Raw genomic sequence first — 15947 nt, forward strand, 5'->3', positions numbered from 1 at the left:
TCAAACCTCGATCGTTTTCGGACGGCGGCGTTCGAACCACATCACAACCATCAGGCGTGTGACGAAGATCGCGGTGAAGGCCGAGGTCAGGATGCCCAGACCCAGCGTGATCGCAAAGCCGCGCACCGGACCGCTGCCCATGGCAAACAGGATCACGGCGGTGATGAAGGTGGTGACGTTGGCGTCGACGATAGCCGACAGCGCCTTTTCATAGCCCAGCTCAATCGCACGCGCTGGCCCTCTGGCGGATTTCAGTTCCTCGCGGATACGTTCAAAGATCAGCACGTTCGCGTCCACCGCCATACCCACCGTCAGAACGATCCCCGCAATACCCGGCAGGGTCAGCGTGGCCCCGATCAGCGAGAGCAGGCCAAACAGAAGCCCCACGTTCATGATCAGCGCGATATTGGCGAACACCCCGAACAAACCATAGCTGAGCGCCATGAAGCTGAGCACCGCGACAAAGGCCACGATGGTGGCGATTTTACCCGCGTCGATGCTGTCCTGTCCCAACTCGGGTCCGATGGTGCGTTCTTCGAGGAATTCCAGCCCCGCAGGCAGGGCCCCTGCGCGCAGCAGAACAGCCAGATTGGTGCTCTCCTCAACCGTGAAATTGCCGGTGATGATGCCCGATCCGCCCGGGATATGACTTTGGATCACGGGGGCCGAGATCACCTCATCATCCAGAACGATGGCAAAGGGCGCGCCAATATTTTCAAGCGTGTAGTCACCGAATTTGCGCGCGCCAGAGGTGTTGAACCGGAAGCTGACCGCCGGACGCCCGCTCTGATCGAACGAGGGTTGCGCGTCCACCAGCTCTTCACCCGTGACGACGGGCGCGGAATCGATGATGTAATACACACCCTCTTCATCGATTGACGGCACGACCTCTTGTCCGATGCCCGGCGCGGTATCCGGGTCCGTGGTGCGGCCACCGACGGGGTTGAATGTCAGCTGCGCGGTGGTGCCGATGATCTCTTTCAGTTCACCTGCACTGCCGATGCCCGGTACCTGAATCAGGATACGGTCGGCACCCTGACGTTGAATGGTCGGCTCACGCGTTCCGACCTCATCGATCCGGCGGCGGATGATTTCCAGTGACTGACGCACGGTGCGGTCGTCTGAGGCCAGCTTTTCCGCCTCGGACAGTTGCACGACGATGGTGTCGCCCTCGGCGCGGGCCTCAATGTCGGTGGCCCCGACCCCGGTCAGGGTTTGCACCTGACGGGCCAGACCGCGCACAACCTCCAGCGCGCGGGGCATGCCCTCGGGCTGGCTGATGCGAACGCGAATCTCATCGGGGGCCGAGTCCTGACGGCGGATCGTGCCCACGGTCGCGCGCTCATCACGCAGCGCGTCGCGGATCTCGGGCCACATGGCATCCATGCGGGATTCGTAGACGTCCTGAACCTTCACCTCGGCCAGCAGATGTGCGCCGCCGCGCAGATCGAGGCCAAGATTGACCAGCGAAGACGGCAGCCAGTTGGGCCATTGCGCCGCTTCGGCCTGCATCTCGGGAGTGTCGACGCCAAGCTCAATCGCGGCTTTGGCGTCGTTGGATTGCTCGACGCGCGTATAGAACGCATTCGGCAGGGCCATCAGCAGGCCCGTCACACAGACCAGCCAGATCAGAACCCGCTTCCAGGTATCAATTTGCAGCATTACCCTGCCTTTTCAACGAAGTGTCGCGCGAAGTTACTTCGCCGGTTCGGTCTTGTTCAGCACCTGAGCGATGGTCGACTTGACCACACGAACCTTGACGTTCTCGGCCAGTTCGACCTCGATCTCGTTCTCGCCTTCCTTGACCTTCGACACTTTGCCGATCAGACCCCCCTGGGTGACCACCTGATCGCCCCGGCGCACGGCCTCGACCATGGCCTGATGTTCCTTCATCTTCTTCTGCTGCGGACGGATCAGCAGGAAATACATGATCGCAAAGATCAGGATCAGCGGGAGAAACTGGGCGATTGCGCCACCTTCCATGGGACATTCCTTTTGGTTTGGTGTTTTGCGAAAGGGCTCCGCAAATTTGGCGAGAACCTATGCCTTGAACCCGCCGTTTGCAAGCAAAGGCGGCACCGGAATGTTGTGACAGACCCCATCGTGCAGCAAGGATGTTCGTCAGCGTTGCAGATATGTCCTAGAAACATCTGTTGCGTTGGCTGTACTCTGGGGTAAGGAGGCCAAATGACAAGAAACTTCAACCCCTTCCATCTTGTGGTGCATATGCTGCGCGCGGGTATCGTCTTTGCCTTTCTATCCCTGCCGTTGGCGGCGCAAGAGGCACCGACAGAACTGGAGCAACCCGAGATCGCCAACTCGGAAGTTTTTAGAGCGCCAGTCATCGTAGACGGCGACATGTTGTTTTTCCTGCGCGGTTCAACTGCCCTGCCCGCTTCGGAACGCGCCGAGACGGTTCAGACCGCGATCATTGACGTCGCTGAAGCGTCGGAAGCATCAGAGGTGGTCGTCACCTACGAAGACATCGATCTGGGCACGCGCATTCTGGTGGATGGCACCTCGGTCTCTGTCGTCACCGAGGCCGATGCCGAGCTTGAGCAGATGGAGCTGGACGTTCTCAGTTTTCTGCATGGTCGGGCGATTGAAACCGCGATCCTCTCATACCGCGCCAACCGAACCGACCAGGCACGCGTGTCCGGCGCAATCGAGGCCGGCGCCTGGACGCTGGGCTTTGCTGTCTTCATCTTTGCCATCTTGTGGCTGCACCGTCGGATCAGGCGCAAAACGCTGGAATTCGTCACCCGCCATCTGAAAGACGTGGAAACCGCCACCGCCAAAAGCGTTCAGGCCGAGGCGATTGCCGCTTTGGTCCGCTATGGTCTGAATTTCGTGCTGTTGGTGGTGTTCTTTCTGGGCTTCTACTACAACCTGTCCTTCGTTCTGCTGGCTTTTGCCGAGACGCGCTATTTCGCGCAGCTGCTGCTGACCTACCTGACAGAACCAGTTCTGGTCATCTTCCGGGGCATCCTCAGCTATATCCCGAACATGATCATGCTGGGGCTGATCACCTGGGTCACGCTGTATATCATCCGGGGCATGCGCGTGTTCTTTGATGCGGTCGAGGCAGGGTCGTTTGATCTGGGCGATTTCGAAAAACACTGGGTCAACCCAACCTTCAACATCGCGCGTGTCGTTGTCATCCTGATCGCGCTGGTCTTTGCCGTCCCCTACATCCCCGGATCGGATTCGGCCGCGTTTCAGGGGCTGACCATTCTGGTGGGCGCCATGCTGTCGCTGGGCGCGAACTCGGTCGTGTCGAACATGCTGGCGGGTCTGTTCGTGATCTACCGCCGCTCTACCTCGATCGGGGACCGTATTCAGATCGGGGATCACATCGGTGACGTTGTGCAGATCAAGCTGATGGAGACCCATCTGAAATCCATCAAGAACGAGCTGATCTCGATCCCCAATGCGCAGTTGATGAACTCGGACGTGGTGAATTTTTCCAAGAAAACCGATGGCAGCGGGCTGTTGCTGCACACCACCGTCGGCATTGGCTATGAAGAACCGCCCAAAAAGATCGAGGCCATGCTGATCGAGGCCGCAGATCGCACCAAGGGCATCAAGGCCAAGCCGGAACCCTTTGTTTTGTGGACCGCTTTGGCCGATTACGCGATCAACTACCAGATCAACGGCTACACCACGCGCGGCAGTATCATCCCCAAGATCCGCTCGGATCTGCATCGCAATATCGTGGCGGTGTTCAACGAAAACGGTGTTCAGATCATGACGCCATCCTACATGGCCGACCCGCCCGAGCCGAAAATCCCGACCGAGGATTGGGATGGCCATCTGGCGCATGAAACACACGGGGACATGGATAAAGCGTAAGCGGTGCTACAACCTGCCAGTTAGATGGTGCATAAGCGGGTTCAGTGATTCACGCATTTAAGGATCTGAACCATGCACGACATCCGCGCCATTCGCGAAAACCCAGCCGCCTTCGACGCCGCCCTTGCGCGCCGTGGAGACGCGCCGGTGTCGTCAGATGTACTGAGGCTGGACGAAAGCCGCCGTGCCAAGATCCTGGCCGCCGAAACCGCGCAGGCCGAACAGAACAAGGCCAGCAAAGAGGTGGGCGCCGCCAAAGCGCGCGGTGATGAGGCCGAGTTTGAGCGCCTGCGCGCATTGGTCGCCGAGAAAAAGGCCGAAGTTGCCCGCATGCAGACCGAGGCCAAGGATCTGGACGCCCTGCTTGCGGACCAACTGATCCGCATCGCCAACCTGCCCGCAGACGATGTGCCCGAAGGCGCGGATGAAAACGACAATGTCGAGGTCAACCGCTGGGGCACCCCGCGTGAACTCGACTTTGCTCCGAAAGAGCATTTTGAAATCCAAGCTGTTCAGGATGGCATGGACTTTGAAACAGCAGCCAAACTCTCTGGCTCGCGCTTTGTGCTGCTGTCCGGCGGCGTTGCGCGCATCCACCGCGCGCTGGCGCAGTTCATGCTGGACACGCATATCAACGAAAACGACCTGACCGAAGTCAACGGCCCGGTTCTGGTTCTGTCCGAGATGATGCAGGGCACCGGCCAACTGCCGAAATTCGGCGAAGACAGCTATCAGACCCGCGAAGGCTGGTGGCTGATCCCAACCTCCGAGGTCTCGCTGACCAACATCGTCAACGACACGCTGATCGACGAAAGCTATCTGCCCCGCCGCTATACCGCGCATTCGCTGTGCTTCCGGTCCGAGGCGGGCAGCGCGGGTAAAGACACCCGTGGCATGCTGCGTCAGCACCAGTTCGAAAAGGTCGAGATGGTCTCGGTCACGCATCCCGACAATTCGGACGCGGAACAGAAACGCATGCTGCGCTGCGCCGAGGGGATTTTGGAGAAACTGGGCGTGCCTTATCGCACCGTGATCCTGTGCACTGGTGACATGGGGTTTGGCGCGCGCCGCACCTATGACATCGAAGCCTGGCTGCCCGGTCAGAACACCTATCGTGAGATCAGCTCGGTCTCGACCTGTGGGGATTTTCAGGCCCGCCGCATGAATGCGCGGTTCCGTCCCGAGGGCGGTGGTAAGCCGGAATATGTTCACACCCTGAACGGCTCAGGTCTGGCCGTTGGGCGTTGCCTGATTGCGGTGCTGGAAAACGGCCAGAACGCCGATGGCACCGTTACCCTTCCCGAGGTACTTGGCCCCTATCTGGGCGGCAAGCTGACCCTGCAGCAGGACGGCACGCTGGCATAAGAAAACCGGCGCGCCAAAGCCGCCGGTTTCAAACATTCAAAGGCGAGGAAGGCTTACTTCTTCGCCTTTTTCTTGTCTTTCTTCTTGTCCTTGTTCTTGTCTTTTTTCTTATCAGACTTTGCGTCGTCTTTTTTCTTGTCGTCCTTCTTGGACTTTTTGTCCTTTTTGGACTTGGCTTTCACCTTATCCTTGGCCTTTGAGAACACGGCCTCCATCTCTTGCCGCTTTTTGGCGGCCTTTTCGGCCTTGGCCTTGGCTTTGGCCTTTTTGCGGGCCTTTGCTTCGGCAGCTTCGGCTGCTGCTTTTTCCTCGGCAGCTTTGCGCGCGGCCTCTTCGGCGCGTTTCTCGGCGGCTGCGGCAGCGACTGTTTTGCGCGGTGCAGCCCGGCGCGTGGCCGGTTTGCGGGCCGGTGCTCGGCGGGTTGCGGGTTTGGCCGCAGCAGGTTTTTTGGCCGCCGGTTTGGCCGCAGCGGGTTTTGCAGCGGCGGGTTTGGCCGCAGCCCGCTTGGTGGCAGCCGGTTTGGCGGCAATCGCCTCTTTCGCAGCAGCAATCAGAAGCGGAGCCCGCGCCGCCCCAATTCGGGGGACCTTGATCAGGTCTGCGGGGCTGGCCTTGGCTATGGCTTCGGCGGTCTTGAAACCGTTGGCGCTAAGCGCTTGCGCCATCGCCTCACCTACGCCCTTAACTTCTGTCACTGCGGTCATTCGTTGTCCTTTCTGTCTCCCTGCACGGCCCTGTATATACCAAGGATATACACACCCACAACCCGTTTACGTCCCCTGCGCCACCGTTCCTGTTCCGCCCTTTGCGGGGAAAGGAACAAGCCGCTTGGCGTCCTCATCCCACAGCTTGAGGTTCAGCGCCGCCACCGCCTCGGGGAACTTGATCCGGCGCGGCGTGTATTCCGGTGGCAGGTTATAGTGGCAGGCCCGCAGCCGGTAAGACGGGATACGGGCATTGAAGTGATGAATGTCATGCAAGGTGATGCAGGCCACGGCATTGTCAAACCACCACCCGAAATCCAGCGCCGAGGACCCCTGCAACGCCGCCAGTTGCGGATCAAGGTCAGGGCGGCGATCCCAATAGGTGTCCTCAAAATTATGCTGCAAGTAGACAAGGAAGACACCCAGCATCCCGCCCAGCAGCGAAAACACCAACCAGACCAGAATGCCCGTTGCACCCGCGATCAGGTACAGCAACCCAAGAAAGACCACGATCGAGAGATTGTGCAGCACAACCCCCCATACCCCGAACCGCATCGTGTTCTTGGGCCAGCGGTAGCGGATGAAATAGGTAAACAAGGCCCCCACGGGCACCAGTATGAACGGGTTGCGGTAGAGGCGGTAGAACAGGCGTGTTTTCCAATCCGCCTGATTCCATTCGCGCAGGGTCATGGTGTGGATTTCACCGGTTTCGCGATGCTCAAGATTGCCGATCCCCGCGTGGTGCAGGTTGTGGTTCTGCTTCATCACCTCAAACGGCGCAAAGGTGAAAGGTGAAAGCCCGTGGCCCGCCCATTCATTTTGTTCGCGCGTTTCAAACAGAGAATGGTGACCGCAATCATGCTGCAGCACGTAAAGCCGCACAGCGGAAAAGGCGAAAACGATCCCGGCCGGGATCATCACATACCACCGGTCCGCATTTGCGATGGCCAGCGCAAGCGAGGCAAAATAGACGGCGAAGGTGCCAAAATAGCTGAGTGCAGCCAGCCGATTGTCCTGCACCGCGTATTGTCGTGTATATTCCCGCAAATTCATTCAGCCTGTCCCTACGCTTGGCCAAGTCAATTTCACAATGAAACTATTTGCATATCGCTGATATTCAAGCAGCGCGCACGAAAACACATGCGCGCAAGCGAATGCTAGCCTGCGACGACGGGGCTGTCACGCCCTTCGGTTGAAAATGCTGAAAATTGGCGCAGTTACGCGCGACCCTTCAGATGTTTGGCCAAGGCACCGGCGTTTTTCTTGCGCCGTCCCTTATAGGGGTTCTTGTCGCCCTGCCCGCGCAATGTCAGGCGAATGGGGGTACCGGGCATGTCGAAATCTTCGCGCAGACCGTTGACCAGATAGCGGTTATAGCTTTCCGGCATCTTGTCAGGATGCGAACACATGACCACAAATCCCGGCGGGCGGGTCTTGGCCTGAGTCATATAACGCAGCTTGATCCGGCGGCCCTGCGGCGCTGGCGGTGGGTGCTGTTCCAGCATCGCGGTCAGCCAGCGGTTCAGGGCAGCCGTCGGCACGCGGCGGTTCCAGACATCATGAGCCCGCAGGATTGCGGCGCGCAGACGCTCCAGCCCGCGACCGGTTTTGGCCGATACCGTGATCAGCGGCGCGCCGCGCAGTTGCGGCAGCAGACGCTCAAAGGATTCTTTCAGATCGCGCAGCTTTTCCTGCTTGTCTTCCTCGATGTCCCACTTGTTCACGGCAACAACCACGGCGCGGCCTTCACGCTCGGCCAGATCGGCAATGCGCAGGTCCTGCTGCTCAAACGGAATGGCTGCATCCAGCAGAACCACCACAACCTCGGCAAATTTCACCGCACGCAAGCCGTCCGATACGGAGAGCTTTTCCAGCTTTTCCTGCACCTTGGCCTTTTTCCGCATGCCCGCCGTGTCGAAAATCCGCATCGGTGTGCTGTCACCATCCGGGTCGGCCCAATCGATCCGCAGACTGATCGCATCGCGGGTGATCCCGGCCTCGGGGCCGGTCAGCAGGCGGTCCTCGCCCATGATCTTGTTGATCAGCGTGGATTTCCCCGCATTCGGACGCCCAACAACGGCCACCTGCAATGGCTTGGCTGCGGTGATCAGAGGGGTTTCGCCCTCGCCATCCTCATCCAGTTCAATATCCGTCTCGGGGGCTTCTTCTTCGGCTTTCTCTGCCGCCGCGTCCGCCAGAGGCATCAGTTGCGCATACAGATCCGTCATCCCCTCGCCATGCTCACCCGACAGGCGCACGGGTTCGCCAAGACCCAGATTATACGCCTCAAGCACACCGGCATCGGCGGCGCTGCCTTCGGCCTTGTTGGCCGCTAGGATCACATGCTTGGACCGTTTGCGCAGGATGTCGGCGAAAAGCTCATCAGTCGGGGTTACCCCCACCCGCGCGTCGATCATGAACAGGCACACATCGGCCATGTCCACAGCACGTTCGGTCAAACGGCGCATGCGGCCCTGCAGGCTGTCGTCGGTTGCGTCCTCAAGACCCGCCGTATCGATAACGGTAAACCGCAGATCGGCCAACCGCCCTTCGCCCTCGCGCAGGTCGCGCGTCACGCCGGGCTGGTCGTCGACCAGCGCCAGACGTTTGCCCACAAGGCGGTTGAACAGGGTGGATTTGCCCACATTCGGGCGCCCCACGATGGCGAGGGTCAGCGACATGATACTCAACTTTCAAGACTCAGACGCGCCCTTTAGCGCATCTTGCGGTCAACGGAAAGCGTGCAAATCACCTTTGGTCGACACCACGTACAGCGTCTGACCCGCCACAACCGGAGCCGTGGTGGCACCGCCGGGGACTTCGATCTGATTGACCAGCGTGCCATCGACCGGGTTGAAGAACCGCAGGAACCCGTCATTTGAGGCGACGACAATGCGACCGCCCGCAAGGATCGGGCCGTAATGGGCCACGATCGGACCACGGCGTCTGGGTTTGTCTTTCACAAAACCCGGAAGGTCCTGCGCCCAGATTACCGACCCATCCGCCCGGCTAAGCCGCACCAGCTGGCTGCGGTCGCTGATCAGGAACAGGCTGTCACCCGCAGGCCAGACCGTATCCACGGCACCTTCGCCCGCAGTCCAGATCCGCTCGCCAGAGTTTGAATCGAATGCGACCGTGCGGCCCGAGTGGTTGCCGATATAGATTGTGTCGCCCACCACCATCGGCCCGCCGGTCACGTCCACGATCTGCGCGGCGGCGCGACCCCGGCGGCCACCGGCCACGGATGCGTTCCAGCGGCGAATGCCGCCCTTGCGGAAAGTTGCAGCAACGTCGCCGGATCCGAAAGCAAACACTGCAAATTCCGATGCAATCACCGGCGCCGGAGCGCCCAGAACATTGCCTACGCTCGGCGTGCCCTGAATTTGCCAAGCGATCCGGCCATCCTTGGTGTTCACCGCCCAGCCGGTTTCATCGCCCGCGACCAGATACAGCAACCCGTCATTGACCAAAGGCGCGCCGCTGCCGGTGGCATTCAGGCGCTTTTGCCATCTGATCCCGCCGGATGTGGCATCCAAAGCGGTCAGGCGGCCAAACCCGGACGACACATAAAGCGCGCCATTGGCATAGGCGAGCCCGCCGCCGGTTGCGTCCGTGTCGCCGTCATTGGGCGGGATCAGGTCCGTGCTCCAGACCACCTGCCCTTGTGGGTTTACCGCCGAAACAGTGGCACCCGCGTCCAGCGTATAGATCAGGCCACCGCCCACAACAGGTTCTGCCGTGATGCGCTTCTTGCGTGAATCCCCCTCACCGATCGAGGCTGACCAGACGCGCTGAGGTGCCGCGCGCAGCGCTGCGTTGGTGGTGCGATAGGCGGGCGTTCCCGCGCTTTGCGACCAGGTGGCATTCGCGCTCTGCGCCGGCAGGCTGATGGGTTTCGAGCCCTGTGTCACAACCGCTTCGTTGTCCGACGCGGGGCGGATGTCTTCACGCAGACCGGGCAGGATGATCTCGGGCTCTTCGCAGGCCGCCAGCACCGTGAGCGAAAGGGTCGCGACCGACAATCCTATGCGTGAGAAAAGACTTGTCACCATGATGCTCTGAACTCGCCTGTCATTTTTCTGCCGTGGATCAGCCCTGCTGGGCCACCAACGGTTCCGGTTCGCCGCCAAGGGCGATAATCAGTTGCGCCGCGCGCTGCTGTTGGTCGACACCGATCTCGGCATCCTGACGCATGGCTTGCAGCCGTTCAATGGCCGCATCGACATTGCCCTCGGACACATCGATCAGGGCCAGTTGTTCTTCGGCCAGCAGACGCAAGGGGGCACCCGGTGCCGCCAGCGCCTCAAACTGCACGCGCCGATCTGCGGCTGGCAGTGTGTCGCTTTGCAGCAGCAGCGCTTTGAAGGCCGCGATGGCGCGGTAAATCTCGGGCAGGTCACCCTGAACGGCGATTGCGTTCAGACTGTTCACAGCCTCATCCCGCGACCCCGCCTCAATCTGCGAGGACGAGAGCAGCATGTTCACAACCGCATCCCCGCCCGGCGAGACAGTTTCAATGCTGGCCAGGCTGGACGCCCGTTGACCCGAGTCGTTCTGCGCCAGCGCGGTCAGGATGTCATCCCCCAGCGCCTGCGCCTGCCCGGTCGTGCGGGCCTTGCGAATCTCATTGAACGCGGCACCACCGACGATCAGGACCACGGCCAGAACACCAACCCAACCCCAGCGGCGCAGCAGCAGGAAAAGGCGATCGCGGCGGACCTCTTCGGTCACCTCTTCAATAAAACTGTCGGTGTCGCTCATCCCTGCTCCCCGGGGTTTGACGTGTTCGTATGGCGCAATGTCATACCCCGCCGCCTTTGCCAAGCCAAGGGCCGGAATTTGCACATTTTCAAAGCAGCTGACGTATCTTGCGCAAAAAAGTGATCCGAACTATCCAGTTTAGTGTAGAAATGATATAAGTCTGGCCCCACTTTCTGGCATATACGCCCTTAAGAAATCGGCAAAAAACTCTGGGAGACACCCTGTATGCGATTGATTTCACTCGTGAATGCACTGCTTGTGATTGCAGCGTTGTTCTTGCTGGTGTTTGAGCGCGACGCGCTGTTCGCCTTTGCCGGACGCGGAGATACCGAGGCAGACGCGACGTCAACCGCCGAGGCCGCAGCCGACTCGCCCGAGGATCAGACCGGTATCGGGGTCGTGGCGCTGCGCTCGGTCGCGCGTGAAATTGACAGCGCGGTGCTGCTGCGCGGGCAAACCAAAGCCAACCGTCAGGTCGAGGTTCTGGCCGAAACTACGTCGACCGTGATCTCTGAACCCAAGCGCAAGGGGACTTTTGTCGAACCCGGCGACTTGCTGTGCGAACTTGACCCCGGCACCCGCCCTGCCAGCCTGGCCGAAGCCAAGGCAGCCCAGTTGGAAGCCGAAAGCCGCATCCCCGAAGCTGAAGCCCGCCTTGACGAGGCACATGCGCTTGTGGCTGAGGCCGAAATCAACCTGACCGCGGCGCAGCGGCTGTCTGAAACGGGCTTTGGGTCAGAGACCCGCCGGATTTCCAGCGAGGCAGCTATGCGTTCGGCCGAAGCCGGTGTGAAAACCGCCGAGGCGGGGCTGGAGGCCACGCGCGCGGGTATCGAAGCCGCGAAAGCCGAGGTCCACGCCGCCGAGCGCGAGGTCGGGCGTCAAACCATCGAGGCCCCGTTCACCGGGCTGCTGGAAAGTGACACCGCAGAACTGGGCAGTCTGATGCAGCCGGGTTCGCTGTGTGCCACGGTCATTCAGCTGGACCCGATCAAGCTGGTGGGTTTTGTGCCCGAAACCGATGTGAACAAGATCATCGTCGGTTCCGAGGCGTCGGCCCGACTGGTCACTGGGCTTGAGGTCGGCGGGCGCGTCACCTTCCTCAGCCGGTCGGCAGATGAAACGACCCGCACCTTCGAGGTTGAGATCACTGTTCCGAACTCCGACCTCTCTATCCGCGACGGGCAGACCGCAGATATCCGTATCTCGGCGGCAGGGGCCAAGGCGCATCTGTTGCCCCAGTCTGCGCTGACCCTGAACAACCAGGGCCAAGTAGGCGTGCGCACGGTCGGAGACGGAAACATCGTGAACTTCATGCCCGTGCGCCTATTGCGCGACACCGCCGAAGGTGTCTGGATCGATGGGTTGCCGGAAACCGTGAATGTCATCGTCGTCGGACAGGAATTTGTCATGCAGGGCGTGACCGTCCGACCCACCTATCGGGAAGCTGCACAATGACAGGATTGGTTGCATGGGCCGCCACACGGGCCCGAATGGTTCTGGCTTTCATTGCAATCTCGCTGACGGTTGGCGGGTTTGCCTATGTGGGCCTTCCGAAAGAAGGTGAACCGGATATCGAGGTTCCGGTCCTGTTCGTGTCAGTCCAGTTCCCCGGCATCTCGGCAGAAGATTCCGAGAACCTGTTGATCAAGCCGATGGAAACCGAGCTGGCTGATCTGGATGGCCTGAAAGAGATGGTGGCCACCGCGGCCGAAGGCTATGCCGGAATTCTGCTCGAATTCGATTTCGGCTGGGACAAGACCGCCATCACCGCCGACGTGCGGGATGCCATGAACAGCGCGCAGGCGGACTTCCCCGACGGGGCCGAGCAATATTCGCTCAACGAAGTGAATCTGTCAGAGTTTCCGATTGTCATCGTTAACCTGACAGGCGCGGTACCAGAACGCACAATGGCGCGGCTTGCCAAAGACTTGCAGGACGACCTTGAGGCCCTGGATTCGGTGCTTGAAGCCGGTATCGCAGGCAATCGCGACGAGCTGCTTGAGGTGATCATCGACCCGCTGCGGCTGGAGGCCTACAACGTGTCGGCGGATGAGCTGATCAGCGTGGTGCAAAACAACAACCAGCTGATCGCAGCGGGTGAGGTTGATACGGCGCAGGGCACTTTCTCGGTCAAGATCCCCTCGTCTTTCAAAACCGCCGAGGACGTCTATAGCCTGCCCGTCAAGGTCAATGGCGACCGGGTGGTCACCATGGGTGAGCTGGCGCAGATCAACTATACGTTCGAAGACCGCGAAGGCACGGCGCGGTTCGACAATCAGGCCACCGTTGCCCTGCAGGTGGTCAAGCGCAAGGGCTTTAACCTGATCGACACCGTCGCACAGGTGAAAGAGACCATTGCCACCGCACAGGAAAAATGGCCGGCCGAGCTGCGCGCGGCGGTGGATGTCGGCACGTCGAACGATCAAAGCCGCATCGTCGCCTCAATGGTGCGACAGCTTGAAGGCTCAGTCCTGACCGCCATCGCACTGGTGATGATCGTTGTTCTGGCCTCATTGGGAACGCGCGCGGCCTTGCTGGTAGGTTTTGCCATCCCGACCTCTTTCCTTCTCAGCTTTGCGTTTCTGGCGGTCATGGGTGTGACCATTTCGAACATGGTGATGTTCGGCCTGATCCTGGCCGTTGGAATGCTGGTCGATGGCGCCATCGTGGTGGTTGAATATGCCGACAAACGCATCAAAGAAGGCATCGGCCCCATGCACGCCTATGTCGAGGCAGCGCAGCGGATGTTCTGGCCCATCGTATCGTCCACTGCGACGACGCTGTGTGCCTTCCTGCCCATGCTGTTCTGGCCGGGCGTTCCCGGTGAATTCATGAAGATGCTGCCGATTACGCTGATCTTTGTTCTGTCTTCCTCGCTGATCGTTGCCCTGATCTATCTGCCCGTTGTGGGCGGCGTGTCGGGTCGACTGAGCCGCAGCTTTGATCGCACATCCACCTGGCTGCGCAGCCTGACCCCGTGGTGGGTGCGCGCGGCGCTGGTGCCGCCATCGCTTTACATGATCTTCCTTGGCGCAATGCAGATGCTGAACTCCGACTACCTGCTGCCGCAAGGCGGCTCGGGTGGGGTGATCTTTGGCGCGCTGCTGTTCGTGCTCGGTGGCTTTGCCGGTTCGGTCACACTGAGCGCGGCCAAGATCGAACGCCACCGCGAAGAGCGCGTTCATTCGGCCCGCGAACACACTTGGTTTGGCTATCTGATCAAGTTCCTGGTCGGCAATCCGGTTATGCCAATCGTCTCTTTGGTGGTCGTCGGTTTCTGCGTCATGCAAGTCATGTCCTATTACGGCGACAACAACCGGGGCGTCGAATTCTTCGTCGAAACCGAACCGGAACAGGCCACTGCCTTTGTCCGCGCCCGAGGGAACCTGTCGCTGACCGAAAAGGACGCGATGGTCCGCTCGGCCGAGGCAGTGATCGGCGCCCACCCGGCTGTCACGAACGTATTTGCTTTCGCCGGTGAAGGCGGGCTGGATCAGAATGATGGCGGGGCAGGTTCGCCGTCAGACACCGTAGGCCGCATTCAGTTTGAAATCACCCCTTGGGAAGACCGCCCGAATCTGTCGGAACCCGCCTTTTTCGGGTTGTTCGAACGTCAGATCATCGACCCGGAATATGATGGTGATTACGTTCTGGAACAGCTCAGCGCAGAGCTGGCCCAACTGCCGGGATTTGTGGTCGAAATTCGCGCGCTGGAACAGGGCCCGGCATCAGCCAAGCCTGTACATCTGCGCGTCAAAGGCGACGGGTGGGAGGAATTGACCGCCGCCGCCGAATCCGCACGTGCGGCGTTTGAAGAAACTCCGGGCCTGATCAAGATCGAAGACACGATGCCCCTGCCCGGCATCGACTGGCAGATTGACGTGGATGTCGCCAAGGCGGGGCGGTTCGGGGCCGATGTGGCAACGGTTGGCGCGATGGTGCAGCTGGTCACGCGCGGTATCCTGCTGGGTGAGATGCGCCCCGACACCACCGATGAAGAGGTCGAAATCCGCGTGCGCCTGCCCGAGGAAGACCGCGTGCTGTCGACCCTCGATTCGCTCAAGGTGCGGACACCGGACGGGCTGGTGCCCCTGTCGAATTTTGTCACCCGCCAGCCGGTGGCCAAACTGGCCGAGATCGACCGGGTCGACCAGCAGCGCTATTACGACATCAAGGCCGATGTTGAACCGGGCCTGTCAAAGGTGGTGGTCGATGGCCCTGACGGCACAGAACAGCGTCTGGCCATTGTCCGCACGCTGGAAGAAGACGCAACGCCAAGGGGCGCAGTGATCACGGGGCCCGACGGAACCGACTATGAGCTGTTCCAATTGACCGGCGCGCCATCGCTGGACGATCTGCGCACATCGATTGACGATGGGGATGCGCGTTTTGCGTTGATCAACGCGAATGAGCGTATCGCTGTTCTGACCGAGTGGTTGAACACTGATCCTTTCTCGAACGCGATCAGCTGGGAATGGACCGGAGATCAGGAAGATCAGGAGGAATCTGGCGCCTTCCTGGTCAGCGCGTTCATGGGGGCCCTGGGTCTGATGTTCGTGATCCTGCTGGCACAGTTCAACTCGCTCTATAACTCGGTGCTGGTTCTGCTGGCGGTGGTGCTGTCGACGACCGGCGTTCTGATCGGGATGATCATCATGGGCCAGCCCTTTTCGATCATCATGACAGGCACGGGTATCGTGGCGCTGGCGGGGATCGTGGTTAACAACAATATCGTTCTGATCGACACCTATCAGGAATACAGCCGCTATATGCCCCGGATCGAGGCGATTATCCGCACGGCCGAGGCGCGTATTCGCCCAGTTCTGCTGACCACGCTGACCACGATGGCCGGTCTGGCGCCAATGATGTTCGGCCTGTCGCTGGACTTCATCAATGGCGGTTATTCGATCAACAGCCCGACAGCGCTGTGGTGGAAACAGCTGGCCACGGCGGTGGTTTTTGGCCTGGGGGTTGCGACGATCCTGACGCTGATCGTAACGCCTTCGTTCCTGGCACTGCGGGTCTGGCTATCGACCTACATCATCTGGCTGGGAAGACTGTTGGCCAGCGTGACTTCGGGCCGGTCCAGCCAGATCGCGCAGGACATGGCCATCGGCAAAGCTGCGCGCCAGGTACAAGCCAACGAGGTTCTCTGGACCGACGACGCCTTCTCGTCTAGCGCGCAATCTGAACCGGGGCGTCCGCCCTCCTCTCCTCTGAAAGCGGCCGAATAAAACAAGGCGGGCTGATTGGCCCGCCTTT

The 15947-nt window shown here is 60.4% G+C and carries 11 protein-coding genes; 4 read left to right on the forward strand and 7 right to left on the reverse strand.

Translation table 11 applies throughout. From position 1 onward, the window contains the following. Positions 1-1662 carry a protein translocase subunit SecD gene (gene secD, locus ACR0J5_RS07800; RefSeq protein WP_480652034.1) on the reverse strand — a complete coding sequence of 554 codons (1662 nt, stop codon included), beginning with the start codon at positions 1660-1662 and terminating at the stop codon, positions 1-3. 33 nt (positions 1663-1695) lie between these two features. Continuing rightward, positions 1696-1983, reverse strand: coding sequence for a preprotein translocase subunit YajC (gene yajC / locus ACR0J5_RS07805; RefSeq protein WP_170325331.1), 288 nt, complete (start codon positions 1981-1983; stop codon positions 1696-1698). A 204-nt stretch (positions 1984-2187) separates the two neighbouring features. Here yajC and ACR0J5_RS07810 point away from each other — a divergent pair, with 204 nt between their 5' ends. Together ACR0J5_RS07810 and serS are read left to right on the forward strand one after the other, a co-directional pair. Then, positions 2188-3852, forward strand: coding sequence for a mechanosensitive ion channel family protein (locus ACR0J5_RS07810; protein ID WP_480652036.1), 1665 nt, complete (start codon positions 2188-2190; stop codon positions 3850-3852). A gap of 72 nt (positions 3853-3924) precedes the next feature. After that, positions 3925-5217: a serine--tRNA ligase gene (serS, locus tag ACR0J5_RS07815; RefSeq protein ID WP_480652038.1), complete on the forward strand. Its 1293-nt coding sequence runs from the start codon at positions 3925-3927 to the stop codon at positions 5215-5217. A 53-nt stretch (positions 5218-5270) separates the two neighbouring features. On the opposite strand, the gene ACR0J5_RS07820 is transcribed toward serS, so the two are convergent. The 5 genes from ACR0J5_RS07820 to ACR0J5_RS07840 all read right to left on the reverse strand — a co-directional run bounded on the left by ACR0J5_RS07820 (position 5271) and on the right by ACR0J5_RS07840 (position 10682). Continuing rightward, positions 5271-5921, reverse strand: coding sequence for a helix-hairpin-helix domain-containing protein (locus ACR0J5_RS07820; protein ID WP_480652040.1), 651 nt, complete (start codon positions 5919-5921; stop codon positions 5271-5273). 66 nt (positions 5922-5987) lie between these two features. Further along, entirely contained in the window at positions 5988-6974 is a 987-nt protein-coding gene (locus ACR0J5_RS07825; protein ID WP_480652042.1) for a fatty acid desaturase, read from the reverse strand. A gap of 164 nt (positions 6975-7138) precedes the next feature. Next, positions 7139-8602: a ribosome biogenesis GTPase Der gene (der, locus tag ACR0J5_RS07830; protein WP_480652045.1), complete on the reverse strand. Its 1464-nt coding sequence runs from the start codon at positions 8600-8602 to the stop codon at positions 7139-7141. A gap of 48 nt (positions 8603-8650) precedes the next feature. Continuing rightward, positions 8651-9973 (reverse strand): PQQ-like beta-propeller repeat protein, encoded by a 1323-nt coding sequence (locus ACR0J5_RS07835; protein WP_480652047.1) that lies wholly within the window; start codon positions 9971-9973, stop codon positions 8651-8653. A 37-nt stretch (positions 9974-10010) separates the two neighbouring features. After that, positions 10011-10682 carry a hypothetical protein gene (locus tag ACR0J5_RS07840; protein ID WP_480652048.1) on the reverse strand — a complete coding sequence of 224 codons (672 nt, stop codon included), beginning with the start codon at positions 10680-10682 and terminating at the stop codon, positions 10011-10013. A 225-nt stretch (positions 10683-10907) separates the two neighbouring features. Here ACR0J5_RS07840 and ACR0J5_RS07845 point away from each other — a divergent pair, with 225 nt between their 5' ends. Both ACR0J5_RS07845 and ACR0J5_RS07850 read left to right on the forward strand, forming a co-directional pair. Then, on the forward strand, positions 10908-12140 hold the full coding sequence (locus ACR0J5_RS07845; RefSeq protein WP_480652050.1) for an efflux RND transporter periplasmic adaptor subunit: 1233 nt from the start codon (positions 10908-10910) through the stop codon (positions 12138-12140). Further along, on the forward strand, positions 12137-15919 hold the full coding sequence (locus tag ACR0J5_RS07850; protein WP_480652052.1) for an efflux RND transporter permease subunit: 3783 nt from the start codon (positions 12137-12139) through the stop codon (positions 15917-15919). Before ACR0J5_RS07845 ends, ACR0J5_RS07850 begins: the two co-directional genes overlap by 4 nt. Positions 15920-15947: the final 28 nt, after the last annotated feature.

Source organism: Ruegeria sp. BE1 (assembly GCF_056538885.1).

Bases quoted from the DNA above. Each gene is read 5' to 3' on its own strand.
- yajC (WP_170325331.1), bottom strand. From the start codon at position 1,983: ATGGAAGGTGGCGCAATCGCCCAGTTTCTCCCGCTGATCCTGATCTTT.
- ACR0J5_RS07835 (WP_480652047.1), bottom strand. From the start codon at position 9,973: ATGGTGACAAGTCTTTTCTCACGCATAGGATTGTCGGTCGCGACCCTT.
- secD (WP_480652034.1), bottom strand. From the start codon at position 1,662: ATGCTGCAAATTGATACCTGGAAGCGGGTTCTGATCTGGCTGGTCTGT.
- serS (WP_480652038.1), top strand. From the start codon at position 3,925: ATGCACGACATCCGCGCCATTCGCGAAAACCCAGCCGCCTTCGACGCC.
- der (WP_480652045.1), bottom strand. From the start codon at position 8,602: ATGTCGCTGACCCTCGCCATCGTGGGGCGCCCGAATGTGGGCAAATCC.
- ACR0J5_RS07850 (WP_480652052.1), top strand. From the start codon at position 12,137: ATGACAGGATTGGTTGCATGGGCCGCCACACGGGCCCGAATGGTTCTG.
- ACR0J5_RS07810 (WP_480652036.1), top strand. From the start codon at position 2,188: ATGACAAGAAACTTCAACCCCTTCCATCTTGTGGTGCATATGCTGCGC.
- ACR0J5_RS07845 (WP_480652050.1), top strand. From the start codon at position 10,908: ATGCGATTGATTTCACTCGTGAATGCACTGCTTGTGATTGCAGCGTTG.
- ACR0J5_RS07820 (WP_480652040.1), bottom strand. From the start codon at position 5,921: ATGACCGCAGTGACAGAAGTTAAGGGCGTAGGTGAGGCGATGGCGCAA.
- ACR0J5_RS07840 (WP_480652048.1), bottom strand. From the start codon at position 10,682: ATGAGCGACACCGACAGTTTTATTGAAGAGGTGACCGAAGAGGTCCGC.
- ACR0J5_RS07825 (WP_480652042.1), bottom strand. From the start codon at position 6,974: ATGAATTTGCGGGAATATACACGACAATACGCGGTGCAGGACAATCGG.